This window comes from Paraburkholderia lacunae (genome assembly GCF_003353175.1).
Classification (GTDB): Bacteria; Pseudomonadota; Gammaproteobacteria; order Burkholderiales; family Burkholderiaceae; genus Paraburkholderia; species Paraburkholderia lacunae.
In genome coordinates this window covers 132,249-158,578 of the sequence record NZ_QHKS01000012.1, presented here as the reverse complement: position 1 = coordinate 158,578, position 26,330 = coordinate 132,249, and the positions used below count along the sequence as shown (strand labels likewise).

Genomic DNA, 26,330 nt, shown 5'->3' with positions numbered 1-26,330 from the left:
GTTGAAGGAAGCGCAGGATCGGCGACATTACACCGGGTGACATTCACATCCTTCTTGCCCAAGGCGGCGATGCGGATACCTCGGCAATCGAGCTCACGGCAAAATAAGACGATCACCGCGCGCAATTGAAAACGCGGCACCATCACGGCGCCGCGTCTGCTGCGATGATTGGCAGCGAATGGGCTTGTTACCCTCGGCTCTTGACTTCGTTGGCGCGCTCCCTTAGCTGGCTCCCTTACTTGGACTCTTGTGCCTCATTCTTGATCGCCTGGCCGCCCTTCGAAATGTCCTGGCCTGCGCCCGCCATCGTGCTGCAGCCGGCGAGAACTGCGGTACCAGCAATCAGCATCCATACAATCAATCGAATCATCATCTTCCCCTTGTTCAAATCAGGATCGGAGCAGATTAATTTTAGGCGATTTTGCTGTCGGTCCTGTCTGCTTCGCCTGTCGGCATCGACTGACGCGGCATCGTGACATCGATCTGAGTGTCGCCGCTCGCAATCGCAGCGTCCTGGACGCAAACCGAAAAGCGGGACAGCGACTCTGATTGCGGCGCGCCGCGTCGTCGCGCCAGGAAAGCAGACACCCATTGGCCGGCCAGCTTGATGGAAATATGACACCGTACAGACGACAGTTTCAGATAGTGCGATGCTTGAACGATGCGCTTTTGAAGCCCTCTGTGTCCACGTCAGGGAGAACATTATGTGCGTTCGCTATGTCCGAACCGGCTCCGGACCCGGATATGTCGCCCCTTTTTCGACCGACAACGGCCAATCCCTCGAACGACTCGACATCTATTCGCCGACGTGGAACGCCGCGCCGGGCACGCGACAGCTCGTCATTTACCCCGACTGCATCATTCGTAGTCTCAATTGGGGCTGTCGTCCACCCGGGTTCGTGCCCCTGCGTCTCCCCAAAATCGTCACCTCACGCGCGGAGAATGTCGCATACAGCCCGTTTCTGAAAGCGCTCTGGCGCTCGGGCCGTGTGATTGTGCCTGCGGACTCCTGGTACGAGTGGATCGGGACAGACGACGGTGTGAGGCAACCCTATGCGATATTGCCGAAAAGGTCGGGGCCACTGTTCCTCGCCGGAGTGGCCAACCTGCAACCGGACAATGAAGCACACGATGATGACGGGTTCATCGTCATCACATCAGCGGCCAGATCAGGCCTGTTCGATGTGCATGGCAGGAGTCCACTGATATTCGCGGTCGACGCCGCCCGCAAGTGGCTGGACCCAGCGGCATCCGCTCGGGAGATCGAAGATATCGCGCGCAACGGGGCAGTGCCCGCCGAAGAATTCGAGTGGTTTCAGGTTAGTCCGGCAGTCAACCGCGTTGGGAACGACGGCGCGGAATTAGTCAAACCAGTTTGACAGGCGCGTCGCCAAGAGAAAACAGACTGCCCGGGCGGTTGCGTTGACGCGCAGTTAGCGTGGCGAAGTCGTCCGGGTTTCGCTCACCGACTCACTATCGCCAATGCACACGAACGGCGCTCTCTTATAGCGCCGCTAAATTAGGTAAGAGCCTGTCGAACTCGCGCCTCACCACGGCATGGCATTCGCACTCGCGCTTTTCGAGCCCTGGCCGCTCCGACGCCGCGATATGGCTGCAGCGATGGTCACGAATCGGTCAGGCATCCTGCAGTTTCATCGCGGTGTCTGTAACCCCGGATCGCCGGACACCGGGCATGTTGGCAAAGCGGGCGGCGCCCACGGGGCCCTCATCGTCACGAATTCCTCGGCCGAGGTCGGGTGAACGCCGACCGTCATGTCGAACTGCGCCTTGCTCGCGCCCATCTTCACCGCGATCGCGACGCCCTGGATGATTTCGGCCGCATCGCGTCCCACCATGTGCGCGCCCACCACTCGCTGGCTCGCGCGCTCGACGACCAGCTTCATAAAGGAGCGCTCGTCGCGCCCGCTCAGCGTGTGGCGCATCGGCCGGTACGACGTTTTGTACAGGTCGAGCTCGCCGAACGCAGCGCGCGCCTCGGCCTCGGTCATGCCCACGGTGCCGACTTCCGGCTGGCTGAATACCGCCGATGGCACGTTGTCGTGATCGGCCGGGGTTGGCCGTCCGCCGAACAGCGTCGCCGCCAGCGCGGCACCTTCATTGATCGCGACGGGCGTCAACGGCACCCGGTTGGTTACGTCTCCGATCGCGTGGATCGACTCGACGCTGGTCCTCGAAAACGCGTCGACCACCACCGCGCCCTTGGGATCGAGCGCGACGCCGGCGGCCTCCAGTCCGAGGCCGCCCGTGTTCGGCGCGCGGCCGGTCGCGAACAGCACCGCGTCATAGTCACCGCGGCCACTGGAATCGAGCGTCGCGTGTAACGTGCCGTCGGCCGCCTTCTCAAGTGCGAGCACGCTGGTCCGGTTCCGGATCGCGATGCCTTTTTTCGCCATCTCGTCCGCCAGCATCTGCCGCACGTCGTCGTCGAACCCGCGCAGGATCTGCTCGCCGCGATACAGCAAGTCGACCTGCGAGCCGAGCCCATTGAAGATGCCGGCGAACTCGACCGCGATGTAGCCACCGCCGACAACGGCGATGCGCCGCGGCAGCTCGCGCATTTCAAGCGCTTCGTTCGACGTGATGGCGTGCTCGACGCCCGGAATCGACGGCAGTGCCGGCCATGCACCGGTCGCGACGACGATATGGCGGGCAGTAATGCGGCGCCCGTCCTGCGTGATCACCACGGTGTGCGGATCGGCAATGACGGCGCGGCTTGGGCAGAGCGTGACACCGGCGTTCTCCAGCATCCCGACGTAGGCCGCGTTGAGCCGGTCAATCTCGCGGTTCTTGCGCTCGATCAGCGTTTCCCACGAAAAGCCTCTCGTCTCGACTTGCCATCCATAACCGGCGGCATCGACCAGGTCCTCGCCGTAGCGGGACGCGTAGACCAGCAGTTTCTTCGGCACGCAGCCGCGGATCACGCAGGTTCCGCCAACGCGGCTTTGCTCCGCGACCGCCACTTTGGCACCGCTGGCGGCAACCATCCAGGACAGCCGGACGCCGCCCGATCCCGCGCCAATGACAAACAAGTCGTAATCGAAGTCCATGGCAATCCTTGGTGATGGGATCGGCTTCGCGATCAGGAACGCGCCTTGCACAGCTAAAGAAGCTGCCCCCACAATCGGGCGGTCCACTCCTTCAGGCGCAGCAGCAAGGATCGATGCTTCCAGCTCGCCACGTCGATCTCATCGGATCCCGCCATGTCCTCCGTAAATGCAGCTTCCATTTGCCGTGCGAAGGTCCGGCCTAGCATGACGGCGTTGATCTCATCGTTGTCCAGCGCGCTGCGCCAATCCAGGTTGCTGGAGCCGACGCACGACCAGACGCCATCCACGATCGCCGTTTTGGCGTGCAGAAGGGCACCACGTCTCTCGTAGATCTTCACGCCCGCTTCCAGCAGATCTTCGTAGTGCGAGCGGCCCGCATAAAACGCGGATGCCGAATCGGAGTGGCTGGGCAGAATCAGCCGGACGTCGACGCCTCGCTTTGCCGCATCGACCAGCGCTCTGACGAGTTGCGGGTCGGGGACGAAGTAGGCGTTGGTCAAGTACACGTACTTTTCCGCATCGCTGATCGCCGCGATGAGCGTCAGATAAATGAGACTGAACGGATCGTCGGGCGTACTGCCGACGGCGCGAACGATCTCGCTGCCCTGAGGCAACAGATCGGGAAAATAGTGCCGCTGGGCCAACGGTTTTCCGTTCTGCGTGTTCCAGGTTTGAATGAACAGTTTCTGGAATTCGGCGACGACCGGGCCGCTGATTTGCACGTCAGTGTCGCGCCACCCGCGCGCCCCGCCTGACTTGTCTGTCGAGTCCGACCGCCCCCTGACGGAAGAGTCGCTCGAATAGACGCTGCTGATGTTGATGCCGCCAAGAAATGCCGTGCGCCCGTCGACGATCAAGAGCTTGCGGTGATCGCGATGGTTCAGCGCCCAAGGTTTGCGCGTCGCCAACGGATTTACTGGATTGAATTCCAGCACCTGTACACCGGCCGCCCGCAACCGATCGAAATAGGTGCTGGCCGTGCCGAGTGCGCCGACGCTGTCGTAGATCAGGTTAACCTGGACACCACGGGACTGCTGGGCGATCAGCAGATCGGCGAATTGTCGCCCCACTTCGCTGTCGTCGATGCCGAAGGTCTCAAGGTTGATATGGTCTTTCGCCGCGGCCATGACGGCGAACATGGCTCGGTAGGTCGCCGGCCCATCCTGCAATAAGCTGACCTCGTTGCCGACTATGAGTGGACTGCCGCCGATGTCTTGTTCGAGCGCGATCTGCTTGTCCAGAAGATCGGTGTCGCCGGCGTTGTGCTTGAGATTGGAGACGATGGCCGAGCTGCGCTTCGCCGATAGCGGGCCCCAGGCGTTTTCAAATCGCGCGGCCTGGGTGGCGTAGCGGCCGGTCAGGAACTGGGTGTCGGGCAGGCTTGCGCAACCGGCTCCGATCGACAGGCAGCAGGCCGCTGTCGCAACCCGTTTCAGCGCACGAATCATCATCGGCGTCCCCGAAAAACAGGATCGGCGGCACGGCGCGGCGAACGCAGCGGCCGGATTCCCCCACGCGGTGGCGCTTGCGCGGCGTATCCCGAGTACACCGATCACGATCCGGCCGGTTCGCCGGGCGCCAGGGCATGCGCCACCATCCCGCCAAATAGGCGTGCACGCAAAAGGATTCGAGTAGCCTGGTGTCGTTGCGTGACCCAAAAAAGCGCCGTGCTCACGATCCTCATGTTTGCGCGCGTATTTCCATATCGAATCGCGTTGCGCCCAAGCCCAGCGTCGGCGTGTCGCTCCGGCTCGATTCCCCAACTACTGCTTCGTCTGCTGCCGCTGGTATTCGTCATATTTCATCTGCATATACTGCTGCTGATCCATTTCGTGCAGCTGTCGCGGATATTGCTCGCTGGCGTCGAACCAGTTGCTCAACCGTTGCTCCAGCCGTTTGTCGGGCGGGCTCGACAGCGCGCCGAGATAGGCATCGATGGCCAGGTAGTAGCGCATGGTGTTGCGCTCCACGAGACCGCGCACCCCGCTGACGTATTCCGGCTGTGCCGCTGACGGATCAGCGATTTCGGTGAAGCCGACCTTGCCGCGTCCGAAGGTGGCCAGATAAGCTTTCATGGCAAGACGCCCGATCACGCCGTAGCTGTAGGCATAGGTCAGATGCAGGAACGTGCGGTCGCCGTTGAGGGCCACCGCTTCCAGAACGATCCGATAATCCCGGGTGTTCAACGGTCCGCTGTCGGCGTGGAGCTTCACCTGCAAGTATCCCGTGCTGGTGGTCGCTGCGTCGTAATCGAATTGCACGCGGTAAGTGGTCCCGATTTCTTCGGCGACTTCCTTTTTGCTGACGTTCACGATCAGCGTGTTGCCGTTGCTGCCGCCGGAGGCATGGCAATACTTGATATTGGGATGCAGGATCAACGCCTCGCACCAGTTCACCGGGCCTAGCGACGGGTCATTGAGTGCGCCGTCGACAGTCGGGAATGGGTAGTCCATCACGGCGTAGATTTCGCCTTTGAGCGTGGATGGCGACTCCTCCGACTCAAGATACAGCCGTCGTTGAAACTGGTTATGGTCGAGCCTTGGAATCAGGCTCTGATACGTCTCGAGCAGCCTGTCAGCATCGTCCGACCCATTCGCCGCCAGGCTCTGGTACAGCAGACAGCATGCCACCAGAATGGCCTGTATTCGCCCCCGCCTGCTTCGCTGGCCGGTGGCTGGATTTCTGGCAGGCGCGCTCATCAACTTGCTCCGGCTGGTCTCTCCAGATGGGTGCGGCCTGTCGTGGACAGTCACCTCGTCCGTCGTTGCGTGTCGACATGTCGTCGCGCGTCGCGGCAGCACACGGCATCGCCACCCCGGTCAATTCATAATAGGACCCGTGTGGCGGAGAAAACACTAGGGCTTCATCGGATCTTTGGTCGAAAGCGGTCGGTCTGAGCCGATGATTGACATGCCGAGCGCAGCGAATGCCAATTCGCGTCCATCCAAGCGAACAGAAAGGGCGCGCTCAACGCCTGAAGGAACTCGCTGCCGGGCTGTATTGAAAGGACGTGCCCGCAACGCAGTGAGCAGCAAATCTCAGGCCGCATAGGCTGCGCGTCGGTGAGCCTGGACGCGGCTATCTTCCAGGGCACCCCCGCCGAGGCTATACCTCGATGATTACCTTCAACGCTTGCGTATGCGCCGCGTGTGCAAAGATCTCATAAGCATCGAGGATATCGTCGAGCCCGGTTGGCGTGTCGAGTGCTAGTGTAGTGCCACTTCACAACTTCGGGATATCTGCCGTGGTCGACGCGATATGGTGCCTCATTGTGGGCAGCCTACTGATGTTCATGGGCCTCGTCGGGTCGACACTCAAGCGGCTGCCGCTCAGTGCGGCCATGGTCTACCTGGGGATCGGCTTCGTGCTCGGGCCGACAGGCGTCGGCCTGTTGTCGTTGCGTTTGCCGGATGACGTAACCCACCTGCGCATGATTGCGGAAGTTGGCATCCTCGTGTCGCTCTTCGCAATCGGCTTGCGACTACGCGTGCCGCCGTTGGACCCGAGGTGGGCACTGCCGCTTCGGTTGGGCGTCGTCGCGACGATGTTCACAGTGGCATCGCTCGCCCTGTTTGGTGTTCTGGCGTTTCATCTGAGCATCGGCGCAGCAGTCCTCCGGGGGCGATGATGGCGCCCACCGATCCCGTGCTGGCGCATGACGTCGGCGTGCGGGATGCCGGGGATGTCGAGCTTGTGCGCTTTACGCTATCCGGAGAGGGTGGACTGAACGATGGGACGGCCTATCCGTTCGCGTTGCTCGGTCTTCTGCTGTGTGGCACAGCAGAGCATAGCGGTGCGCCGGGCATTTCATGGGCCTTCGTCGGGAGCGGCGCGTGGGGAGTCATCGGAGGAATCGGCGGCGGCTGGCTGCTCGGCGTCGCCACAGCCCGGTTCGTTGCTTTCATGCGCAGCCGTTATGGTCAGGCGCTCGGCCTCGAGGGTTTCTTCACGCTTGGCTTGATTGCCTTGTCGTACGGCGTCGCACTGATCACGCACGGATACGGCTTCCTGGCCGTCTTCGCGGCCGGCGTCGCGATGCGGCGAGTCGAACATCAGTCGAGTGGCGACAAGTCGTCGAAAGAGGCCGTAGGGACTGTCGATACGCAAGACGTCGAAGCGACGGCCACTGATCCCGACCGGGCGCATGCGTTCATTGCGGAATCGGTGATGGGATTCACCATCGAACTGGAGCACATCGCAGAAGTTGCCTTGATGCTGCTGATTGGCTGTCTCGTCTCACAGTACTGGGTTGCCGTGCTCACGTGGCGCAGCGCGGCTGTGGTCACCACATTGCTGATAGTCATACGACCGCTGGCCACCCAGATCTCGCTGCTCGGTTCTTCCGTCACGCACGCAGCGGTGGCTCATCGGCTGGCTCGGTATCCGCGGTGTCGGGTCCGTGTACTACCTGATGCTTGCACTTGAGCACGGACCGCGCGCGGAGCTGGCCCCCGTTATTCCATGGGTGCTGGCAACAATTTCCGCATCCGTGGTGTTGCATGGCATCTCGGCCACGCCGCTCATGCGCCGCTATGGTCGAGGTACTGCTCGCGTTCAGGAAGACATCGACGCACGGTTCTAGCAACGTGGCTAACCGCTACAGTGAGAAAGTGGTTGCGCATTCGTACATTGCGCGTCTAATGAGACATACGAACACAGCGGACTGACGCCCACTCGCCCAGGAAACAACCGCGGCGCGAAGGCATTGGACAGAGATCCGCAGTGCTCAGTTCAGATGGAGCAGATCATGCAATATCCGCTGTATGTCCGTCGCGACCACAATGACACTCTTTACGCCAGCTTCCCGGATTTTCCTGGCGCCGACGCGACCGGTGCATCACTGGCAGAACTGGAGCGCAATGCACTGGAAGCAGTAGAACGGATGTATGACCGCAGTGAGCAAGTCATCCCCGCACCCACAGCTGATACATCGGAACTGCGCACGCTTGAAATGGACGACGGCGAGGGAATCTGGGTATTCGTGGACATCAATCTGGCGCGTGTGACTTCGAAGTCCGTCAACCTTCAGTTCAGTCTGCTGGAGAGCCTTTTGCGGCGGGTCGATGCTGCGGCGAAGGATCGTCATATGACGCGCTCTGCGTTTATGACGCTGGCTGCCGTACATGAGTTGGCGAAACGATAACGATTGCAACCGTCTTCCGGCGCCCCGATCGCGCTCGATGAAATCCGGTCGGCCACATCGCTACCCGCGCTCGCGCCGGGCGATAGTGGAACAGCGCACTTGCGCGCGTCGCGGATGAAGCGGCACCTAAAACCGCCAGCGCCAGGGCATTGCTCAGACAATTCCCGTGAAAGAACGCGAAGCCAGTCGGAACGATCGTCTACCCGGTCACGACGCACGAATTGAAACCCGTTGCACGTTTTGTACGGTTTCGTACCGCATTCGCGTCCGCCTGCGCGTAGCGTCAGGGACATCCAGGAACAACCTGGGGAAAATCATGCAAGGACGAACATTCATATGGGGTACGCCGGGATCGATCCTGGCTATTGGCCTCGCGGTCTCGGGCTGCATGACGACCGGAACAACCGATGCCTGTGGCCACCAGGTCGACAAGCGTCACACCATCGATGCGGGCGTCGACTCGACCCTTGCACGCCTTTACACCACAGCCAACGGCTCGCGTGAACTGTTGATGGCCTGCGTGACGCTCGAAGGCACGAAGGTCACGAGGCTCAAGACGCAGTAACGAGCGACGCAGGCGGGGCAAGTTTGTGTCTGTTTTTCGATTTCAATCTTACGGAGGGGGCATGCACATTCTCACGAACGCGGGCCCGCTGGTTTCGCTGATTGCCGGCATTCTGATTCTCGTGGTGCCTCGCCTGCTGAATTACATCGTTGCGATCTACCTGATCGTGATCGGGCTGCTCGGGCTGTTCGGGGGACATCTCCACTGACCCGAAACCACCCATAAAAAACACGTTTCGAACGTCGGTCTTTTTAAACGGCGGTTTCAGGTCATCAAGGCATCTATCACCCTGGCGCGCAGGCTAACCCGCGCATGCCATAGAGACCAATTACTGGCACCCGGCGAGATCCCTGCACGCGCAAAATTGGAAGCGAGCGCATTGACCGCCGGAGGCTGAGAAGGAGTATCGAACATGTTGCGAAGCATAAAGAGTCTTCATGGATGCGCCGTCGCGGCACGTGACGGCGACATCGGAAAGGTCGACGAGGTTTATTTCGATGACGAAGCTTGGGGAGTGCGCTATCTCGTGGTCGACACGGGAAACTGGATGCGTGAGCGGCAGGTACTGATCTCACCGTATTCGGTCAAACACATGGACCGGGAATCAGGTACCGTCCACGTGCATCTTACGCGGCAACAGGTACTGGACTGTCCGAACATCGATACGCATAAGCCGGTGTCGCGTCAGCACGAAACCGAGTACCTCCTTTACTATGGCTATCCGACGTACTGGGGTGGTCCAAACCTGTGGGGAATGGGCGCCTACCCCGCATTCGACGTACAGGACGTCTCGCCAGATCCAGCACCGGAGGCACTCCCGTGCCCCGACCTGAACGTACATCAGGCGCCCGCGGACGTCCATCTGCACAGCACAAATGCCGTAGAGGGCTATCACATCGAGGTGGCCGACGGCAGCATAGGCCACGTCTCCGGTTTCATCTTCGACGATGTTACCTGGGCCATTCGCTATCTGACCGTCGATACGCGGAACTGGTGGCCCGGTGGCAAGGAGGTGCTGGTGGCAACGCGCTGGATCGACCTGATCGACTGGGTTGGTTCGACCGTTTCTACCAGACTCAGTCGCGACGCGATCAAGAACAGCCCTGAGTACGACGACTCCGTTCCGCTCAACCGCGATTACGAAAAGCGACTCCACGATCTCCATGGCAGGGACGGATATTGGTAAGGATAGTGCGACATCACGGCGTATTCGCGCGTGAACACAGCCGCCAGGGTCAGTGTGATCGCGGCGCGATGATCGCGTCAGGCGGCATGCGCGGTCATCACACAGAGGGTCGGTAGCCATGCCTATCTGTAGGGTGTGTTGTGCGCCCTATCTTGTAGCGGAGTCCATTGCATATCTGCGGCAGTGCTCGAGATAGCCCCGTTCGTGCCGACCCACAAGTTCGACGATACTGGTCCACAGCCAAGACGGGGCATCGAGCGTTTTTGAGCGATTGCGCTGCAGTTCCAGCCGCCAACTCGCGCACGTTGACGCGTCCATTTGCCTGGCGTGGGCCCTTCCGACGACCAGCGCCAGGAATCTTGCGACTTTCATTGCTTCGTCACGCGTGAGTTGGTTGATTTCCACTTTCAGGTCTTGAGGAAGCAGTTCGCGCAGGACCACCGACCGGTCGAGAAAGCGTGACGCGCGCATGCGTTCGCCCAGGAATGGCGCCAGGTGGCGCGCTCCCTCGACGATGCGTTCGCCGTTGTCTCGCGGCATCTTGACCGCCGGGTATCGAGGAGCGGCAGCCTGGATGGCTTCTTTGATGTCCATCAGACAGAGGTCATTCCCGCTGGAAGAGTCACGTCCGATGTCGAGCAGTACCGCAACGCGCAAGCGGCCCAGTGAACTGCAGCCTTTTACCCAGTAAGCGGCATCAAGCACCTCGACCGACGCGCCCTCGTCGCGCGAACGCAATAAGGTAGCTAGGCGTGCAACGGCCTCATCTGCAAACAACTGCTTGACCGCGCGTTTTTCTTCGCTGGACAGGGGCCAGAATATCTTGCCCAAAGGAATCGTTGGCTTTGTGTTCTCGATGCGTTCCCTGGCCAGATTTTTCCACGTCCGCTTCCATGCCTGTCTCATCATTACCCGGGCACACTCCGGACTTTCAATGGTTCCGTCGGCATCCTCACGCGCGTTGCCGAAGGCGCGCTCGTAGCCTTCCATCATCTGTTCCATCATGGTCGCGACAATCACACCCGACAAATCGGACCCACGGGCTGCGGTCGCCAGCGACAATCCGAGGCGGATTAGGTCATGAACGGGGTTGCCGACAACCGTTTGGTCCAGGTCGCGAATCTGTATCTCGACGTGTCCCCGCGTGCTCGCGATAGGCCCCAGATTGCCTACGTGACAGTCGCCGCAAATCCAGATCGGAGGTCCTTCGGGTAACGTGTGACTCTCAAGGCTGTCAAGCCATTCGTAAAATCTGGTGGTATTGCCCCGGACATAGGCATGTGCTGACCGCGCCATCTTCAAGTTCCGGAGCGCAATGAGTGCTGCCGGCCGCCCGCGTGCGGGCGTCGGTCTGTAAGCGGCCTTCACGCCAGATCGAGTGGCCATGGCACCCATGCCTCGTAGTCGTCGGCAAACTCACGCAATGCCTTCAGGGACTCCCTGGTCGCGTTCGGCAATCGCTGATGGGACGGCCCGGCAACGGCTACCCGCGAAGGGATCATCCAGACAGGTTTTTTGCACCTATATCCTGCCCAGAAGCAGCAACGCAAGCACAACGACCAACACAACGCCTAACAGGCCGCTGGGCATATAACCCCACGAACGGCTGTGCTGCCAGGTCGGTATCGCACCGAGCAACACGAGCACCAGCACGACTATCAATATTGTTCCCAACATGGAACTTCTCCTTTCGACTCCGTGTTTCGACAAGCGCCGTCGGCGCTCTCTCGCCAGGTGCCCGGAACCTTCACGCCTTTCGCGAGATATCTCCGCAACGTTCAATTTCATGCAAGCGCGCATACGCACTACTCGGGACGGACCTGCCCCGTAGCGTAAGGATGAGCTCGATTTTCCCAGCAGTCGGTACGGTCGTGTACATCGAGATATCCTGATGACGGCCTCGCGTTCGCGAACACCGCGTGCCTGCGTGAAGCCCCGGGGACTGGTGCCGCTCAGTCAAGTGCGACCGCGCGGCGGTCGGCCGGAAAATCGCTTTCGGGCAGTCATGCGTTCTACCGGAACTGGAGCGGTATAAACAGAGTTATGCCTGGTGCCGACTCGGGAGCGTAGACCACAGGTGGTGGCGCATATACATAGCCCTGGTTGCCGTAGTAGTCGCCGCGACGGTAGTCATTGCTGGGGTGTTGATAAGCCTGACGATTGCCGTGATCCCACTGACGTCCCTGGTTCTGCCGGGAACCGTTTTCCATGCCATGTTGCTGTCGATGGCCGTGGTTACGCTGATAGCCCTCATTCGCTCCGCGCTGCTGTTGGTCTTCGCGATTGCCGTCGCCTTCGCCAAAGGCTGGCGCCATGGACATGCCGCCGATGGCCAATGCCAGCCCCACAGCCGTCATGATTCTGGTCCTCATCGAGCCCATGCACGCGGCTCGCACTCCTTGGGTTTTCATGATGTTCTCCTGTCTGCGTTCCGGGACCTGACTGCGGTGCCAGTCCGCTTCCCGTTGCGGGTGTCCCAAGATCACCCCTTCTTTGCGGAGTGGTGATGGTCAGTCTGGAAAATCAGATCGGCATTCTTCTTCTGGACGTCGGACATGCTGTCGTACAACGCCTGAAACGCCGGAGTGAGCTTTCTGATGCCGTCCGCATGGGCGTCGGCGATCTGGCCATAGGACTTGAGATCGTCGACAGCGCTCATGCTGTTGGCATGACTGGTCCGCGCCTGTCTGAGCGAGTCCATCGTGCTCGCATTGTCGCGCATGACCTGCGTGACCTTTTGCCAGAGTTCTTCCTGCGTCGCGGTGATCTGAAGCCTGGCGTGAAGTCCACTGATGCGCGTATCGATCCGGTCGTGGGCCGCAACGGCCATCACGCTTGCAGGTGGTTGAGTCTGGGTGGGGGAGGCAGCGCTCGCAGGGTTGGCGAAGGCCGTTATTGCGAGAAAAACCGCTATCGCGAGCGCCGGTGCAGTTCGCAGTTGGGATGGGGGGCCAACGAGTCTCATGATCGATCTCCAAAGGAATTCGATGGACTCACTAGGGGACTACCGTCATTGAGGGCGAGCTCGATCGAACAGGTCATCTGTGCGCCGACTCCCGACCGGCGTCTGTCCGGTGCCGGACACTTGCGCGCTGCAGACGTTCTTCCGAAAGTTGCACTGCTACGCCTGATTCGATCCGGTGTACGGTGGCGGACCGATTGTGACTTTCCGTTCAGATAGCATCGTATTGGCTGCTGCAGGCGATAAGGCTTTGCATCCTGACTGCCATCGGGCCGGCCGCGCCAGATCGCCTCATTGGCGAACGGGAGAAACAACATGAGAACCACGCACGCTTTTTTGATGAACACGACAATCCTGATCGTCGTGATTGGCATGATGGGGTGTGGTGATATGTCCCGGCGAGGCACGGATACCGTGATCGGCGCCGGGGTTGGGGGCGTCGCAGGCGCTGTGCTGACCGGCGGGAGTGCCTTGGGCACGGTTGGCGGAGCTGCCGTCGGTGGCGTCGTTGGGAATCAGGTCGGGAAATAGATGCGCCTTCGCGCCAATATGCAACAGCGCTTTTGGGCAACGCAGGCATGCTTGAACCAGATGCCACCGCACGTAGGACGCGGAGGATGGACGCGAGGCAGATCTTTCGATCCAACCGTGTGTGCCGACGGCGTGAGACGGCTTCACCGCCGTGTTCAGCCGCAGAAAAAACACTCAGGAGCGACTTGCGATGGATTGCTTCCGTACCGACTGCCAAGCCCATCGACGTCATGCTGTTCCGATCGAAGCAACGCTGAAGGAGACAGGTGATGAACAAGGACCAGATACAGGGTTGGATTAGAGAAATCGCCGGCAAGCTACGGACAGCCCTCGGCAAGACCATCGGAAACCGGACGGTCACGTGGAGGGGGCGCGTCGAGCAGCTCATAGGCAAGACGCAGGCATCGTATGGCGATGCCAAGGCGCGTCTCAGGAAACGCTCATAAACCACTGATGCACCGCTCGGCGTAGTACGTTGTTGAGCGGCGCATCCGGCTCCGCATGTCAGGATCGTTGTCCGGGCTAATACACCTTACGTCAAGCATACTGGCGAAGGCGCAATGAAAATTCCTCGAGTGCATTGATCCCGCTATGCTCCGCACGGCGACACCATTCCTGCAACTGGTACAGCAACTGCTCGCGCGATCTATTCGACCGTTCCCAGATTGCCGACAGATCGTCGCGCAACTCGACGTAGGTGCGCAGCTTCTGGTTGCGGTTGTATATTTCTGTCAGCTGCCTTTGCCACCGATTGCCTTGCGCTGCGTATGCGCCGCGAAACCACGTCCTTACACCGCGCATAAGCAGGAACCTTTCATGGCGGCTGATGTGTCCCATACGCTCCAGTTCCTGCCGGAACGCGCGTTCGGCCGTTCTTGCGTAGTTCGCCATCACCTCGTAGCGGTTGCGAAGGATGGCTTGCACCGTCTCGTCGTCGAGCACCATCTTGCCTTTGACCAGATGCGGTGTCGGCGCCACTTTCCTTACCTTCGCCAATCCCAGTGCAGAGAGGATGCGAATGTACATCCAGCCGATATCGAACTCGTACCACCTGCTCGACAGCCTGGCGGATGTCACATAGGCGTGGTGGTTGTTGTGAAGCTCCTCCCCACCGATAAGAATGCCCAACGGAATAACGTTCGTACTCGCATCGGCAGAACCGAAGTTGCGATAGCCTAGAAAATGTCCTACGCCATTGACAACGCCGCCCGCCCAGAACGGAATCCACATCATCTGCACGGCCCAGACCGATACACCGACGACACCGAAGAGTGCAACATCAATCACCACTAGCAGGCTGACGCCCAGATTCGGGTACCTCGCATAGATATTCCGTTCGATCCAGTCGTTCGGCGTGCCGTGGCCGAACCGACGCAGCGTTTCTTCGTTCTTCGCTTCGACGCGATAAAGTTCAGCGCCCCCCAGCAGCACCTTCCAGATGCCACGTATTTGCGGGCTGTGTGGATCTTCAGCGGTCTCGCACTTCGCGTGGTGCTTACGGTGAACCGCCGCCCACGGTCCAGTCAGCATGCCCGTCGTCATCCACAACCAGAAACGAAAAAAGTGGCTGGCGACGGGATGCAGGTCAAGCGCGCGGTGTGCCTGGCAGCGGTGGAGGTAAACCGTCACGCTGACAATCGTGACGTGTGTCAATACCAGTGTCGCCAGTAGAATCTGCCACCACAACAGGGAAAGAAGGCCGTGGGAGAAGAATGCAAGTGAAGTAGTAAACAAATGGACCTCCTTGATAGAGGCAATCTCAAGCACATCGGGATGACGCGTGGCAACCACCCGTAAACTCACAAGGGTTCCGTATGCCCTCAGATGCTCCGCTGCGCAGCGGATTCAGACCGAGCCGACTTCCAGAAATCGAGCAACGCGAATACAAACGCAACGAAAAGAAACAGCGTTAGTGGGTTCATATTTTTATCCCATCCGAGACGGATTACAGCCATTGTGCCGGGCGAAATCGGGCGTGATTGTCGCATCTACGTCTGAATCGCCTCACTGAGTCGAGGCCAGACGATCGCTTACACGATATATGCGACTGCGGGGAATGTCGGTACGGTCCCGTACCGGGGGGGAAAGCGTCCACACAATGGCGAGTGTGCCTTCATCGGGAACTGCTGGCCGCTGCTGCCTGTCGTGATGGACAATTGTCGTCCCAGAGGCGACGTCTGAGCGCAGCACACCCGATCGAACAGGCACAGCGGCCGGGCATATCGAGTCAAGGACATGGGCCGCTAGCGTACAGACATCCCCCGTCTGACATGAGAAGGTGGGTTGGCATAGAACCTGTTGCACCACCATCATGACCAAGGCCGCCCTCTACACGCTAACCATAGCTACTGCAATTGGCACGGGGCTTACTCCAGTGCCGTGCTGCGCCTACGCGCTCGATGCGCAACTCGACTGCAAATCGAACGCGCACGCGTTCATCGCCCCGCTCCTGACCGATCAATATATCGATCCGAAGCCAATGCGTGTCGAAGCGAACTCGGTCAACGCATTTCGACCGGCGCACGGTAGCAACCTGACGGCTTTCGGGTTTCGTGTCTACGCTGTTCTCGGCTACAAACACGGCGACAAGATGTTCAAGCAGGGAAGCGGTCAGCCCATTACGGACTCAGCGTATGGCGCGGTAGTAGCTGGATCCGCCGAGGACGTAGAAACGCGCGTACGCGAGGCCGGCAGCGACGCTGTCGTCCGGCAAGTCATCCCGCTCCTGCTCACGGTCATCTTCTGCAACCGACAATGACGCGCTAAGCGCCTTCAGAATCGCGGGTTCTGGTCAAAGCGCCGATTTTTCCGTCCCGATCGTTCCTTGCAGTCGCCGCATCCTGCTGCTTCGGAGCGATGGTCATGCTTTCGATCGCTCCGGTAGCTACGGCTGCCGCGTTGGCACGTTGCCGGCGGCACCACGGTTGTCAGACGCCGGTTCGGACACTCCTCGACCTGACCCACGGCCCTGACGCGCACTGGCGTCGCTCGAAGCGTTGTTGTTCTTCGCCGCGGCATCTGCCGGCGGACGATTTACGGCTTGTGATTGAAGCAGTTTTTTAATCCGGTCGTTCGGCTCGGCATGGCCCGTCCAAGCGAGGCAACATGTGCATATCATCGCAAGCGTCAGCATCCATCTGGTCATTAGCGTCTCCTCACGCGCGGCGAACCGTTTGGCGGTCAGTACGCAGGCGGCCAATGCCCTTGGCTCGATATCGCAATCGAAAGCAACCCTTGCAAAAGCTGTAAGTTTCGCAACATGTTCGATACTCCCTTCTGCTTCGAGCCGCCGGCGACAGCCGCCCGCGTTGCCGAAGGACAACGCAGGTAGGGTCGCGTTACAGCGTCTTGAGCCGGCTGACCTTCGTGCCCTCGAGCGTTGCCCCGGCCATCAGCCCCGAATTGGTCAACACAAATGCATCCACCTGTCCGGTTGCCGTGGTCGTGTCGACATTGCCATTCGCGCCGACCTTCAGCAACGCAACCGACGCGTCGCCGCCCGCCGACCAGCCTTCGCTGCTGCGGAATTTTTCGAGCGCTTGATCCGTCATGAACAGGAACACGATCGCTCTCGACTGCGCACCGATTTGCCATCCGATCGACCCCGTTGCCGTGCTGTAGTACCCGACCGTGTGTCCGCCGACACGCAGCGCCCCCTCTCCATACTGACCGCCAATGCCGAAGCCTGCGTCGATGACCGACGGGAATACCAGCACCCCACGCGCCTTGCCGACCAGTTCGCGCGATCCGTTAGCCGCGTTGTACAGGCGTCCCAACGTCGAGTCCACGCCAGCATCAATGCTGTGGCGCTTGTCCATCTGCTGACTACTGGCATCGGATGAGCCCGTCATCGTGCAGCCCGACATCGCTAACGCGACCGCGAGAATCGACCCGGGTGTACTCAAGATAAATGACCGTCGAAGCATGTTGACCTCCGTTTGTTCGATAATGTCCCCGACACTACGCGAGGTCGAATCCGAATGCAGTACGTCAGCGTACAAACTGCCGACCGGCGCTCACCCATTGTGCCTACAAACGACACGGGGGCATCTGAACAGCGCCAGTCCATTCGGATTCCGATTCAAATTGACGATGGGCAGATGATCCAGAGGGGGACTGACTTGCGCTCTATCTTACGAATCGTTTTGGTCCTGCCGCCGATCGGCGAGAAACAAGGCGGCACTTTCATACGATCATGGATCGATACTGCATGTGTCGCTGGTGCAAAGCACCGGCTTCAATCAGTACTTCGACAGGAATCTGTTTCACGGAATCGCTGTACATTCCACCGGAAAGGTATACAGTCATCAATGTTGCGTCGCAGCAAATCACGCTGGGCGCGCAGACCTGCAGGTCTTTAGCGAGACACTCGCCTCCGAAATCCCTTGGACGCATGTGCCGGGTCGATTAGGAGCATTTATGAACAATCGCGCCATTGAACAAACCGCCGATTTCGGCCTACACTCGTTCCCCGCACTGTTTGATTTCCAGCGCGATGTACTCGAGAGCCTGCGGAAGCTGACTGAGTTGAATCTGGCGGCGCTGAAAGCCACCGTAAACGAAGGGAAAAGTGCCGTGTCATCGTGGCAATTCAGTCTGACCCCGGTCGCGGGGGCAGCCTTGTCGCAGCAGCAGTTTGTTGAGCGGGCCTTGTCCTACGCGCATCATGTCAAGGATATCGATACGCAGTTCCAGGCCGCACTGATAAAGGCGGGTAAGGCCCTGCGCGATCAATACGCTGACGCGTGGACCCGGTTCGGCTCGAACATGGGCAACGGTGCGCCGTTTGGTGCGGACGCCGCAGTGGGCGCAATGCAATCTGTCATTGCTACGCTGGAAAAAGCAATCGACGAAACGCCCGAGTACGTCAAGCGCACGACTGGCGCTGGCAGCACCGACCGTACCGCGGTAACTGACATCGCCTAGCCCATCGCAACTGCCGCCTGGGCGGCACAATCCCGGGTGGCACAACAACAACGACCCACACAAGCGGGTCGTCTGGCGGACTCACCGCCTGAATGGAAGGCTGGCGAAACGCCAGCCTTTTCTCCCCTACGCCGTTGTGAATCTATCTGCTTTGCAATGGTATTGAGCGCACCGTGAAGCAATCCGGTGCAACTGGCCACCCGACTCGTCGTCGGAACCTGGGCACCGCTCAACGACGGTCCGCTTCCTCTCAGGAGCACGTCATCATGTCTATCCCTACCGCTTTGTACCGAGGGTACGAACTACGCGCGTATTCCCACCAGGTATTCCCGCCTTATAGCAACCCTTTCGCCAAGGGTCCCAGACGCTTTTCTTCGATCGTGCGGATCGTCACGATTCCGTCCAGCGGCAAGGATGCGCGGCTCTATTCGACTGTGTTTGGTGCAGCAAGTCCGGCCAGCGCTGGCGATGCCCTCGAACTCGCGATGCAGTTCGGTAAAGACATCGTCGATGGCAAGGTTCAGGCAGCGGTACTCTGAGCATCCTCATTCAGCGGAGCAGAGTTGCACCGTGGCTCAGCATGGAGCCAGTCAAACTTCGATCTCAAGCATCTAAACCAATACACATCATGTACGGTAACGTGCAGACAACGACACGAAGTCGACGTACAGTCTGCGTGAGGCATCGACCAGCCTCTCCAGGGAACACAATGTCGCACCACGAGTTTGCAAAAGATCTGACGCACCTCGAATACGTTCTCCCGTTAATTCACCGGAGCAATTCGCTTTCAGTAACGTACTGGCGACATCGCATCACGTCGCTGGTGGCGCAGCAGGCCCTGCTTCCAGATGGAACCAAACGCGTGACCCGGCTACTCAATCTGCTCAACGAGTTCGAGCGCGAGACGACTCGCCGCGGATAGCACCAGCCCCCCGGTCACCGTACACGAAAGCGCTGCGCGAACGCCACCAGACCATTAGGACACCACCGGGTACGGAACCGTACCGACTTCAATCCAGGGTGCGAGCACTCTATCTACACGCGTCGCGACACTTGCGTTTCAACGTGTCCGATACGGTCTCTGATTGCCGGTCTGAGCGCGTGCATCCTCGTCCCGGTCGGCGTCGGCGGCGAATACCACGGGGGCAGCGACTACCACGAGGCTCACGACCATTACTAGGCATGCCACATAGCGTCGCCGACCTCATAGCAAATAGTCGTGAAGTCTGGCGTGCCCCCTGCCACCTCGCGCATGCCCGCATGGAATGAGAAAGGAGCGCAGATCGGAGCGTCCGTAGCTTCAGGGCGTGCCTTTCGTTGCGCCCCTATCACTACACTCAACCTTTTCAACGACTACATGAGGTGCGCACATGATCAAGAAAGCGACGTATCTCGTCAGCATCTTCATTGGCGAACCGACTGAGCAGCATGCCAAAATCAAGGACATCGCAGCGCAGGTTTCCGGCGGGGAATATGAATTCTTGCATCTTCACCGAATGGGCGTCTTCCTGGTTCTCAACACCAACCGCGATGCCGGCCAGCTAGCGAAGTCATTTTCACAGGCAACCGCACCGGACGATCGGATATTTGTCTGTGAACTTGGCCAGGACTTTCACGCGCTTGGGTTGAGCAAAGCGACGTATTGGTTGTCGAACCATCTGGTCACAAAGCCGCAAACGCTATCTGCCAGGCAGGGCAATCCATTTACCGACGCTTGATTCCGGGACTACAGACCGTAGCGCTCGCGCAACCTGCCCCACTCTCTCTGCCTGGCCGCCCGGCGAGCACGCGGCTCGCGCGCGGGCGGCTGGCTATACCGATACAGCGAGACGCCAAACATCAGTGCCATCCCGATTGCGATTCCCCACATTGCGTACGTCATAGCGTGTCCTTCAGACGGTGCCCAGTTCATACCGTCGCGACAAAGAATAAGCGCGTATTGCGACAGCGTGATGCCAGTGGAAAGGATCCCTTTGTCAGCACTTCACTCCGGAGTTCTCGCTGCGCGCGGGGCAGGCCGATAGCGCCACTTGCTCGCTGCCGGATCGATCAGAGTTGCATCCTGTTTGCGCTTCTCCGCCCGCGCCTCATCCGCCAGGCCATATCCGTCAACGCCCGACGCGCCGGTCGAGCTTCTTGCGCGTCTTCCCTCACGGCTGAGCGCCGTCATGGGTTGTCGCGTATTCCGCAAGCACGCCATCGACCATCGCCTGGGCCTCGTCAACGATGCGCGTCAGGTGATCTTCACCCAGGAAGCTCTCCGCGTAGATCTTGTAGATATCTTCGGTTCCTGACGGACGCGCGGCGAACCAGCCGTTCTTCGTGATTACCTTGATGCCGCCAATCGCGGCGTGATTGCCTGGCGCCCGGTCAAGCACCTGCTCGATCCTTTCGCCGGCCAGTTCGGTGTGAGGAAACTGCGCAGGTGAAAGCCGCCCCAGCTGCTCACGCTGCTGCGCCGTGGCCGCAGCTTGCACGCGACGTTCAACCGGGTCGCCCAGCCTCTGGGTAAGATCCCGGTAGATTTCAGCGGGGTCCCGCCCGGCGCGTATCGTGATCTCAGCCGACAGCAACGCGGGTACGATGCCATCCTTGTCGGTTGTCCACGCCGTGCCGTCGAGCCGCAGACAGCTGGCGCCCGCGCTCTCCTCCCCGCAGAAGCCAAGCGAGCCGTCGAGCAACCCGTCGACAAACCATTTGAATCCAACCGGCACTTCGTAAAGCGCACGACCGAGCTTCTCGCTCACGCGATCGATCATCTGGCTGCTGACAACGGTCTTGCCCACCGCCGCATGGGCGCGCCACCGCGGGCGATGAGAATACAGATAGTCGATAAGGACCGTGAGATAGTGATTCGGCGGCAGCAGCCCGGCGTGCCGGGTGACGACGCCATGGCGATCGTGATCGGTGTCGCACGCAAAAGCCACGTCGAAGCGATCCTTCTGGTCGATCAGCGTTTGCATCGCATACGGCGACGACGGATCCATACGAATCTGTCCATCCCAATCGACGCTCATGAAGCGGAAGGTTGGATCGACGTCGTCGTTGACCACGCTCAAATTCAGGCCATAGCGCTCGGCAATCGGCCCCCAGTAGTGCACACCCGCGCCACCAAGCGGGTCGACTCCCAGGAGGACCGGCGCGCCACGCACCACATCCATATCGATGACGCTGACGAGATCGCCCACGTAAGCGTTGAGGAAGTCATGCCGGTGCGTCGTCGTGGCGCGCAGCGCCTTCGATAAACACATACGCAGCACGCCATCAAGCTTGCTTTCGAGAAATCCGTTCGCTGACGCTTCGATCCAGCCGGTCACGGCCTCGTCGGCGGGGCCGCCACTCGGCGGGTTGTATTTGAAACCACCGCTTTCCGGTGGATTGTGCGACGGCGTCACCACGATGCCGTCCGCCAGTCCCGCGGTGCGGCCGCGGTTGTACGCGACGATGGCGTGCGACACTGCCGGCGTGGGCGTGTATTCGCTGTTTTGCGCAATCATGAGCTCAACGCCGTTGGCGGCCAGCACCTCGAGCGCATTCGCGTAAGCCGGTTCAGACAGCGCATGCGTGTCGATGCCGATAAACAGCGGGCCGTCGATACCCTGCTGCCGCCGATAACGGCAGATCGCCTGCGTGATGGCAAGCACATGCCACTCATTGAAGCTGCGCGCGAACGCCGAGCCGCGATGCCCGGAGGTGCCGAACGCGACCCGCTGCGCCGGGATCGCGGGGTCCGGCCTTTCGGTGTAGTACGACGTGACAAGCCGGGGGACGTTGACCAGCATCGCATGGGGTGCCGGCTTACCAGCGAGAGGACTGATGTTCATCGCGGTGTCCAATGGTAGTCGAGCTTCATCATGGCGACACCCGGGTTCGCCTGCGTCTATATTTCTCAGGTCAACTCTCTCCCCCATGACAGGCATGTGTCTGTACGGTATCAGGCAAAGATAGATCTTTAGTTAAGCAGAATGTATGCGTAACGACGGCCGATCGGCATCAACCCAATTCTCGCGGTGAAGATCGACAGTCCGTCAGGGCGTCGCGTGCAGCGGGCCGTTGACGTCCGCATCGACAGCCGCATCATTGAGCGAGGTTGGGCGGCGCTGCCGCGCAAATGACGCGTTACCTATAGCGCTCTCAGGTCGGGCAACAGGCGGTCGAATTCCCGCTTCACCACGCCGTAGCATTCGCACACGCGCTTTTCGAGCCCCGGTCGATCCAGCACTTCGATGTGACCATAGCTGTAGCGGATCAGGCCTGCATCCTGCAACTTCATCGCCGCTTCGGTGACGCCGGGCCGGCGCACGCCAAGCATGTTGGCAATCAGTTCCTGGGTCATCGTCAGTTCGTTGGACGGCAGGCGGTCGATGCTCAGCAGCAACCAGCGGCACAACTGCTTATCGATCGAATGATGCCGGTTGCACACCGCGGTCTGCGCCATCTGCGTGATGAGCGCCTGGGTATAGCGCAACAGCAGCCGTTGCATTGGGCCGGCGCGATGGAACTCCTCCTTCAGGATGCGGGCCTCCAGCCGGTACGCCTTCCCCGCGCTCTGAACGACCGCCCGGCTTGGCGTGGTTTCGCCACCCATGAAGAGGGCAATGCCGATCACTCCCTCATTGCCGACGATCGCAATCTCGCCGGACGCGCCGTCTTCCATCACATACAGCAGCGAAACGATTGCGGTGGACGGGAAATAGACATGGTCGAGGCGGTCGCCCGATTCGTAGACGACCTGTCCCAGCGGCATCTCCACCTGTACCAGATGTGGTCCGATGCGCGACCACTCTGCTTCAGGCAAGACCGCGAGCAGGTGGTTGTCATGAGGTTGATTGGTGTCCGACATGAGACACTCCCCGATATCCTGAAAGAAGCGGCGTCGTATTAGTAAGATTGCGACTAACATGATGTGGTGTCAGGCGCAGTTGTATGACCGTTCCGAACGGCCTATTGCATCACCACGCGCGGTGGCCCGCAGCAGGCTCCACCCCACATTGGAATTATAGGTGGCACACCCATGGCGGTACATTTGGACCCGATCTCACGCGAGAAATCCAAACGTAGCAAGGCCGTGACATAGGGCAATCGGTTCAGGCGTTGTAGCGCAGCGCTCCCGTTTCGCGCTGGAGTTCGATGATTCGCTCGATGATTACGGTCAGCTGCTGGCGCTCCAATGGGATGAGACCGTCGCGCTCCAGCAGAACTTCCAGCCGTTCGCGCCAACGAGCCAACGGTACCGCCTTGTTCGGAACGACGCGCGAAATGAACCTTTCGAGATCACGCAAGTTGTCTTCAATGTCCGTGCAGATCATGGCATCTCCCCTTCGGCGGCCCCGTACGTCACCGCAGGAAGTCTATCTGACGAAGGGGTGTGCACTCTGCCCGGTACCGTACTTCACTTTGATCGAAGGCCGTCCTGCTTGATCGCTCAAGCGGCTTCAATTGCACGAACCGATTCATGTGAATCACTTGAGGCTGACTTTCAGGATTTTTCCAGCACTTGCGTTTCGATGTCGCGCGGCAAATGAGGTGCCAATTGCGTCCGCAGCTCGAGGTCGAACTCAGGAATGACCACCCGGAAAATCTTCAGCAACTGTCCGGCGCACCGGCGTGCATCGTCCGGCGCATTCGCGTCCATCGCGTCAAAGAGGTTCACGAAGACCGACAGAAACGCGTCGGACATAGGTGTTTCGCGGGAGTGTTCTCGCAGGTAGGTACAGTAACCGAACACGTGCTTGATGAATTCAACCTGATGGGCGGCAAACTGATCGTCGTCGAGCGATGGGGAAATGACGGCCAGCGGCCTGTTGGAGAGCGCGGAAGGGAGACGGAGATACGAAGGTGAATCGCTCATGCGGCTATCCCATGGAATGCACGAGCGCGGCATGAATGCCAGAGGCGTGAACCCAGCATCACGACAAGAGGGTGCGTATGCTATAAATGTCGAACAAATTTGACACATTGGCCCAGCAGCGAGTATTTCATGGCGGCCAATCCATGTCAAATAAATTTGACATCATTTCGGCTATCACACGATGCAGTTCGATTGGTATGAGTTGTTCGATGAGCTGAAACGCCGAGGCCAGTTCGGCAGCGATGCGCAACTGGCCGAGGGTTTGGGGCTCACGCGCTCGCAAATCTCAGCGTGGCGGACCGGCAAGAGCGACCTCGGGACCCTGACCAAAATCAAGATCCTGGATGCGCTGGGCCACGACACGCTGCGCTCAGCGATACTGAGTCTCTTGCCCGAGAAAAATCGCGAAGAGCAGATCGGGCTTCATGAACACCTCATTGCGAGAGTCAACGGGCGAGATGACGCGCTCGAAAAGGAGCGCGAGGACGCCCGCGAAACGAACGGCTCCCCGGCGAACCTGAATCGTCTGCTGGCCGCATTGCCGCCCGACGAGCGCGGCCGTATCGAGCCCCACCTGTCGCTGGTGACCATGCCGCTGGGCCAGGTGGTTTATGAATCAGGCGACCATCTCAGCCATGTCTATCTTCCAACCACCGCCATCATCTCCATGCTGTATGTCATGGAAAACGGTGCGTCCGCGGAGATTGCCGTGGTGGGTCGAGACGGACTGCTGGGTGTCGCGCTCTTTATGGGCGGCGAGACCATGCCGAACCGCGCGATTGTGCAGAGCGCAGGCGAGGCGTTTCGTCTGAGCGGCCAGATCGTGAAGGATGAGTTCGCTCGCGGCGGCGCCATACAGCGCCTTTTCCTGCGATACACGCAAGCGCTGATTACACAGATGGCACAAACCGCCGTTTGCAACCGGCATCATTCGATAGCCCAGCAGTTCTGCCGCTGGCTGCTCCTGAGCCTCGATCGCCTGGAGTCGAATGATGTGCACATGACGCAGGAACTGATTGCGAACATGTTGGGCGTGCGCAGAGCCGGCGTGACGGAGACGGCGAGAAAACTGCAGGATGACGGGGTCATCCGTTACAACCGAGGGCTGATCGAGGTCTTGAACCGACGCGCCCTGGAAGTGCAGGTTTGCGAGTGCTACAAGGTGGTCAAACGCGAGAGTGACAGGCTCCTGGGCGAGTCGTGAATGATCCAGCCGGACTAGGCGTCACTGTACGCTGTGCTGCTGAGCTTCCTCGTCGACACCGCCGGACGTCGCATCAGTGCGGACCGGCGATCCCAATGGGTTTGCCACCCGGCTTGAGCACTCGCAGCGACCTCTCGAGGGCATTTCCGCCCTGCGTATCCAGTACCACGTCGTAGTCCTTCAGGATGGCCGCAAAGTCGTCTTTCTTGTAATCGATGACGATATCCGCACCGAGTTGCTTCACCAATTCGGCGTTCCCCGCGCTCGCTGTCGTCGCGACGGTCGCGCCCACATGCTTCGCCAGTTGAATGGCGAAGGTACCAACGCCGCCCGAGCCGGCATGTATGAGCACTTTCTGCCCTTTCTTCAGTTGCCCTTTTTCGATCAGCGCCTGCCAGGCGGTCAATCCCACCAGCGGGATTGAAGCCGCTTCTTCCATGGTGAATGCTGTGGGCTTGAGGGCCACGCCGTCTTCCTTGACCGCAATGAATTCCGCGAAAGTGCCGATGCGATCCTTGTGCGGTCGCGGAGAATCGTCGCGCTGTGGCGATCACCGCCCGGTCAGCATCCGGAGGATTTTCTGTACGATGCGCTCATGCTGCTCCAGCGCCTCATCGAGTGTACCTGCTCCATAGCTCTTGTTGTCTCGCGCTTGCATTCCGGCGATACGCGTCACGAACAACAGGGCCTCCCCGGTACTCGTTTCGGACACACCGCAGAAGCGGGTCGTGATCGTCACGCCGGATTCTTCCAGCAACGTGCGGCGGAAGATCAGCTCGTTCTCAGAGATCCAGCGCGACCACTCGCTGCGGTCGAACACCTCGACAGGCCTGTTCTTCTCATCGAGGACGTAGAATCGTTCCCGCCTCGGCGGGACAGAGCGGGATTTCATAT

At 59.9% G+C, this 26,330-nt stretch carries 29 protein-coding genes and 3 pseudogenes; 14 read left to right on the top strand and 18 right to left on the bottom strand.

The features are described 5' to 3' along the window. Window positions 1–235: 235 nt before the first annotated feature. Window positions 236–370 (bottom strand): entericidin A/B family lipoprotein, encoded by a 135-nt coding sequence (locus DLM46_RS19860; RefSeq protein WP_115103172.1) that lies wholly within the window; start codon window positions 368–370, stop codon window positions 236–238. Window positions 371–704: 334 nt separating this feature from the next. Here DLM46_RS19860 and DLM46_RS19855 point away from each other — a divergent pair, with 334 nt between their 5' ends. Continuing rightward, window positions 705–1,379, top strand: coding sequence for an SOS response-associated peptidase (locus tag DLM46_RS19855; protein WP_165848019.1), 675 nt, complete (start codon window positions 705–707; stop codon window positions 1,377–1,379). Between the two features lie 124 nt (window positions 1,380–1,503). Here the strand turns inward: DLM46_RS19855 and DLM46_RS40390 are convergent. The 4 genes and pseudogenes from DLM46_RS40390 to DLM46_RS19840 form a co-directional block, all read right to left on the bottom strand. After that, a pseudogene (locus DLM46_RS40390) lies at window positions 1,504–1,701 on the bottom strand (Crp/Fnr family transcriptional regulator); the annotation flags it as partial. Beyond that, window positions 1,653–3,068 (bottom strand): glutathione-disulfide reductase, encoded by a 1,416-nt coding sequence (gene gor, locus DLM46_RS19850; protein WP_115102855.1) that lies wholly within the window; start codon window positions 3,066–3,068, stop codon window positions 1,653–1,655. The gene gor and the pseudogene DLM46_RS40390, both read right to left, overlap by 49 nt. 53 nt (window positions 3,069–3,121) lie before the next feature. Next, window positions 3,122–4,519 carry a phospholipase D-like domain-containing protein gene (locus DLM46_RS19845; RefSeq protein WP_244306303.1) on the bottom strand — a complete coding sequence of 466 codons (1,398 nt, stop codon included), beginning with the start codon at window positions 4,517–4,519 and terminating at the stop codon, window positions 3,122–3,124. A 312-nt stretch (window positions 4,520–4,831) separates the two neighbouring features. Continuing rightward, the gene (locus DLM46_RS19840; RefSeq protein ID WP_115102853.1) at window positions 4,832–5,767 is read right to left on the bottom strand and encodes a hypothetical protein; all 936 of its coding nucleotides are present in this window, start codon (window positions 5,765–5,767) and stop codon (window positions 4,832–4,834) included. Window positions 5,768–6,312: 545 nt separating this feature from the next. On the opposite strand from DLM46_RS19840, the pseudogene DLM46_RS19830 reads away from it, so the two are divergent. The 5 genes and pseudogenes from DLM46_RS19830 (at window position 6,313) to DLM46_RS19810 (ending at window position 9,962) form a co-directional block, all read left to right on the top strand. Further along, window positions 6,313–7,650: pseudogene (locus DLM46_RS19830) on the top strand (cation:proton antiporter). Window positions 7,651–7,815: 165 nt separating this feature from the next. Then, window positions 7,816–8,211 carry a type II toxin-antitoxin system HicB family antitoxin gene (locus tag DLM46_RS19825; RefSeq protein ID WP_115103170.1) on the top strand — a complete coding sequence of 132 codons (396 nt, stop codon included), beginning with the start codon at window positions 7,816–7,818 and terminating at the stop codon, window positions 8,209–8,211. Between the two features lie 316 nt (window positions 8,212–8,527). Beyond that, complete coding sequence (locus DLM46_RS19820; protein ID WP_244306302.1) at window positions 8,528–8,776, top strand: hypothetical protein; 249 nt, start codon at window positions 8,528–8,530, stop codon at window positions 8,774–8,776. A gap of 61 nt (window positions 8,777–8,837) precedes the next feature. Then, window positions 8,838–8,984 (top strand): DUF3096 domain-containing protein, encoded by a 147-nt coding sequence (locus DLM46_RS19815; protein ID WP_115102851.1) that lies wholly within the window; start codon window positions 8,838–8,840, stop codon window positions 8,982–8,984. Between the two features lie 204 nt (window positions 8,985–9,188). Beyond that, window positions 9,189–9,962, top strand: a complete 774-nt coding sequence (locus DLM46_RS19810; RefSeq protein ID WP_115102848.1) for a PRC-barrel domain-containing protein — start codon at window positions 9,189–9,191, stop codon at window positions 9,960–9,962. Between the two features lie 147 nt (window positions 9,963–10,109). Here DLM46_RS19810 and DLM46_RS19805 read toward each other — a convergent pair whose 3' ends face one another. The 4 genes from DLM46_RS19805 to DLM46_RS19790 form a co-directional block, all read right to left on the bottom strand. Beyond that, a complete protein-coding gene (locus tag DLM46_RS19805; protein WP_115103169.1) occupies window positions 10,110–11,348 on the bottom strand; it encodes a DUF2252 domain-containing protein in 1,239 nt (412 codons plus the stop codon). A 135-nt stretch (window positions 11,349–11,483) separates the two neighbouring features. Further along, the gene (locus DLM46_RS19800) at window positions 11,484–11,639 is read right to left on the bottom strand and encodes a DUF3309 family protein (protein WP_115102845.1); all 156 of its coding nucleotides are present in this window, start codon (window positions 11,637–11,639) and stop codon (window positions 11,484–11,486) included. A 335-nt stretch (window positions 11,640–11,974) separates the two neighbouring features. After that, window positions 11,975–12,373: a hypothetical protein gene (locus DLM46_RS19795; protein WP_115103168.1), complete on the bottom strand. Its 399-nt coding sequence runs from the start codon at window positions 12,371–12,373 to the stop codon at window positions 11,975–11,977. 71 nt (window positions 12,374–12,444) lie between these two features. Next, entirely contained in the window at window positions 12,445–12,927 is a 483-nt protein-coding gene (locus DLM46_RS19790) for a Spy/CpxP family protein refolding chaperone (RefSeq protein ID WP_244306301.1), read from the bottom strand. A 312-nt stretch (window positions 12,928–13,239) separates the two neighbouring features. Here DLM46_RS19790 and DLM46_RS19785 point away from each other — a divergent pair, with 312 nt between their 5' ends. Together DLM46_RS19785 and DLM46_RS19780 are read left to right on the top strand one after the other, a co-directional pair. Then, a complete protein-coding gene (locus DLM46_RS19785) occupies window positions 13,240–13,455 on the top strand; it encodes a glycine zipper 2TM domain-containing protein (RefSeq protein WP_115102841.1) in 216 nt (71 codons plus the stop codon). Window positions 13,456–13,724: 269 nt separating this feature from the next. Then, window positions 13,725–13,901: a CsbD family protein gene (locus DLM46_RS19780; protein ID WP_115102839.1), complete on the top strand. Its 177-nt coding sequence runs from the start codon at window positions 13,725–13,727 to the stop codon at window positions 13,899–13,901. Between the two features lie 91 nt (window positions 13,902–13,992). On the opposite strand, the gene DLM46_RS19775 is transcribed toward DLM46_RS19780, so the two are convergent. Continuing rightward, on the bottom strand, window positions 13,993–15,189 hold the full coding sequence (locus DLM46_RS19775) for a DesA family fatty acid desaturase (protein ID WP_115103167.1): 1,197 nt from the start codon (window positions 15,187–15,189) through the stop codon (window positions 13,993–13,995). Window positions 15,190–15,766: 577 nt separating this feature from the next. Between DLM46_RS19775 and DLM46_RS19770 the strand changes: the two genes are divergently transcribed. Continuing rightward, window positions 15,767–16,213 (top strand): hypothetical protein, encoded by a 447-nt coding sequence (locus DLM46_RS19770; protein WP_115102836.1) that lies wholly within the window; start codon window positions 15,767–15,769, stop codon window positions 16,211–16,213. 580 nt (window positions 16,214–16,793) lie between these two features. Here the strand turns inward: DLM46_RS19770 and DLM46_RS19765 are convergent. Continuing rightward, the gene (locus DLM46_RS19765) at window positions 16,794–17,381 is read right to left on the bottom strand and encodes a BPSL1445 family SYLF domain-containing lipoprotein (protein ID WP_115103166.1); all 588 of its coding nucleotides are present in this window, start codon (window positions 17,379–17,381) and stop codon (window positions 16,794–16,796) included. 493 nt (window positions 17,382–17,874) lie between these two features. On the opposite strand from DLM46_RS19765, the gene DLM46_RS19760 reads away from it, so the two are divergent. The 4 genes from DLM46_RS19760 to DLM46_RS19745 all read left to right on the top strand — a co-directional run bounded on the left by DLM46_RS19760 (window position 17,875) and on the right by DLM46_RS19745 (window position 20,099). Beyond that, window positions 17,875–18,381, top strand: a complete 507-nt coding sequence (locus tag DLM46_RS19760; RefSeq protein ID WP_115102833.1) for a phasin family protein — start codon at window positions 17,875–17,877, stop codon at window positions 18,379–18,381. A 266-nt stretch (window positions 18,382–18,647) separates the two neighbouring features. After that, window positions 18,648–18,920, top strand: a complete 273-nt coding sequence (locus DLM46_RS19755) for a hypothetical protein (RefSeq protein ID WP_115102831.1) — start codon at window positions 18,648–18,650, stop codon at window positions 18,918–18,920. 170 nt (window positions 18,921–19,090) lie between these two features. Then, on the top strand, window positions 19,091–19,303 hold the full coding sequence (locus DLM46_RS19750; RefSeq protein WP_115102828.1) for a hypothetical protein: 213 nt from the start codon (window positions 19,091–19,093) through the stop codon (window positions 19,301–19,303). Window positions 19,304–19,751: 448 nt separating this feature from the next. Then, on the top strand, window positions 19,752–20,099 hold the full coding sequence (locus tag DLM46_RS19745) for a hypothetical protein (protein ID WP_115102826.1): 348 nt from the start codon (window positions 19,752–19,754) through the stop codon (window positions 20,097–20,099). A gap of 8 nt (window positions 20,100–20,107) precedes the next feature. Here DLM46_RS19745 and DLM46_RS39500 read toward each other — a convergent pair whose 3' ends face one another. The 5 genes from DLM46_RS39500 to DLM46_RS19720 all read right to left on the bottom strand — a co-directional run bounded on the left by DLM46_RS39500 (window position 20,108) and on the right by DLM46_RS19720 (window position 24,232). Further along, window positions 20,108–20,263 carry a hypothetical protein gene (locus DLM46_RS39500; RefSeq protein ID WP_165848018.1) on the bottom strand — a complete coding sequence of 52 codons (156 nt, stop codon included), beginning with the start codon at window positions 20,261–20,263 and terminating at the stop codon, window positions 20,108–20,110. 268 nt (window positions 20,264–20,531) lie between these two features. After that, on the bottom strand, window positions 20,532–22,205 hold the full coding sequence (gene pgm, locus DLM46_RS19735; protein ID WP_115102822.1) for a phosphoglucomutase (alpha-D-glucose-1,6-bisphosphate-dependent): 1,674 nt from the start codon (window positions 22,203–22,205) through the stop codon (window positions 20,532–20,534). A gap of 299 nt (window positions 22,206–22,504) precedes the next feature. Then, window positions 22,505–23,224: a Crp/Fnr family transcriptional regulator gene (locus tag DLM46_RS19730; RefSeq protein WP_115102821.1), complete on the bottom strand. Its 720-nt coding sequence runs from the start codon at window positions 23,222–23,224 to the stop codon at window positions 22,505–22,507. Window positions 23,225–23,468: 244 nt separating this feature from the next. Then, complete coding sequence (locus DLM46_RS19725; protein WP_115102818.1) at window positions 23,469–23,690, bottom strand: hypothetical protein; 222 nt, start codon at window positions 23,688–23,690, stop codon at window positions 23,469–23,471. Between the two features lie 170 nt (window positions 23,691–23,860). Next, on the bottom strand, window positions 23,861–24,232 hold the full coding sequence (locus DLM46_RS19720) for a hypothetical protein (RefSeq protein ID WP_208866305.1): 372 nt from the start codon (window positions 24,230–24,232) through the stop codon (window positions 23,861–23,863). Window positions 24,233–24,749: 517 nt separating this feature from the next. Between DLM46_RS19720 and DLM46_RS19715 the strand changes: the two genes are divergently transcribed. Beyond that, window positions 24,750–25,436, top strand: a complete 687-nt coding sequence (locus DLM46_RS19715) for a Crp/Fnr family transcriptional regulator (RefSeq protein WP_425274006.1) — start codon at window positions 24,750–24,752, stop codon at window positions 25,434–25,436. A gap of 79 nt (window positions 25,437–25,515) precedes the next feature. Here DLM46_RS19715 and DLM46_RS19710 read toward each other — a convergent pair. Continuing rightward, a pseudogene (locus DLM46_RS19710) lies at window positions 25,516–25,962 on the bottom strand (NADP-dependent oxidoreductase); the annotation flags it as partial. 24 nt (window positions 25,963–25,986) lie between these two features. Then, complete coding sequence (locus tag DLM46_RS19705; RefSeq protein ID WP_115102813.1) at window positions 25,987–26,328, bottom strand: hypothetical protein; 342 nt, start codon at window positions 26,326–26,328, stop codon at window positions 25,987–25,989. Window positions 26,329–26,330 lie beyond the last annotated feature (2 nt).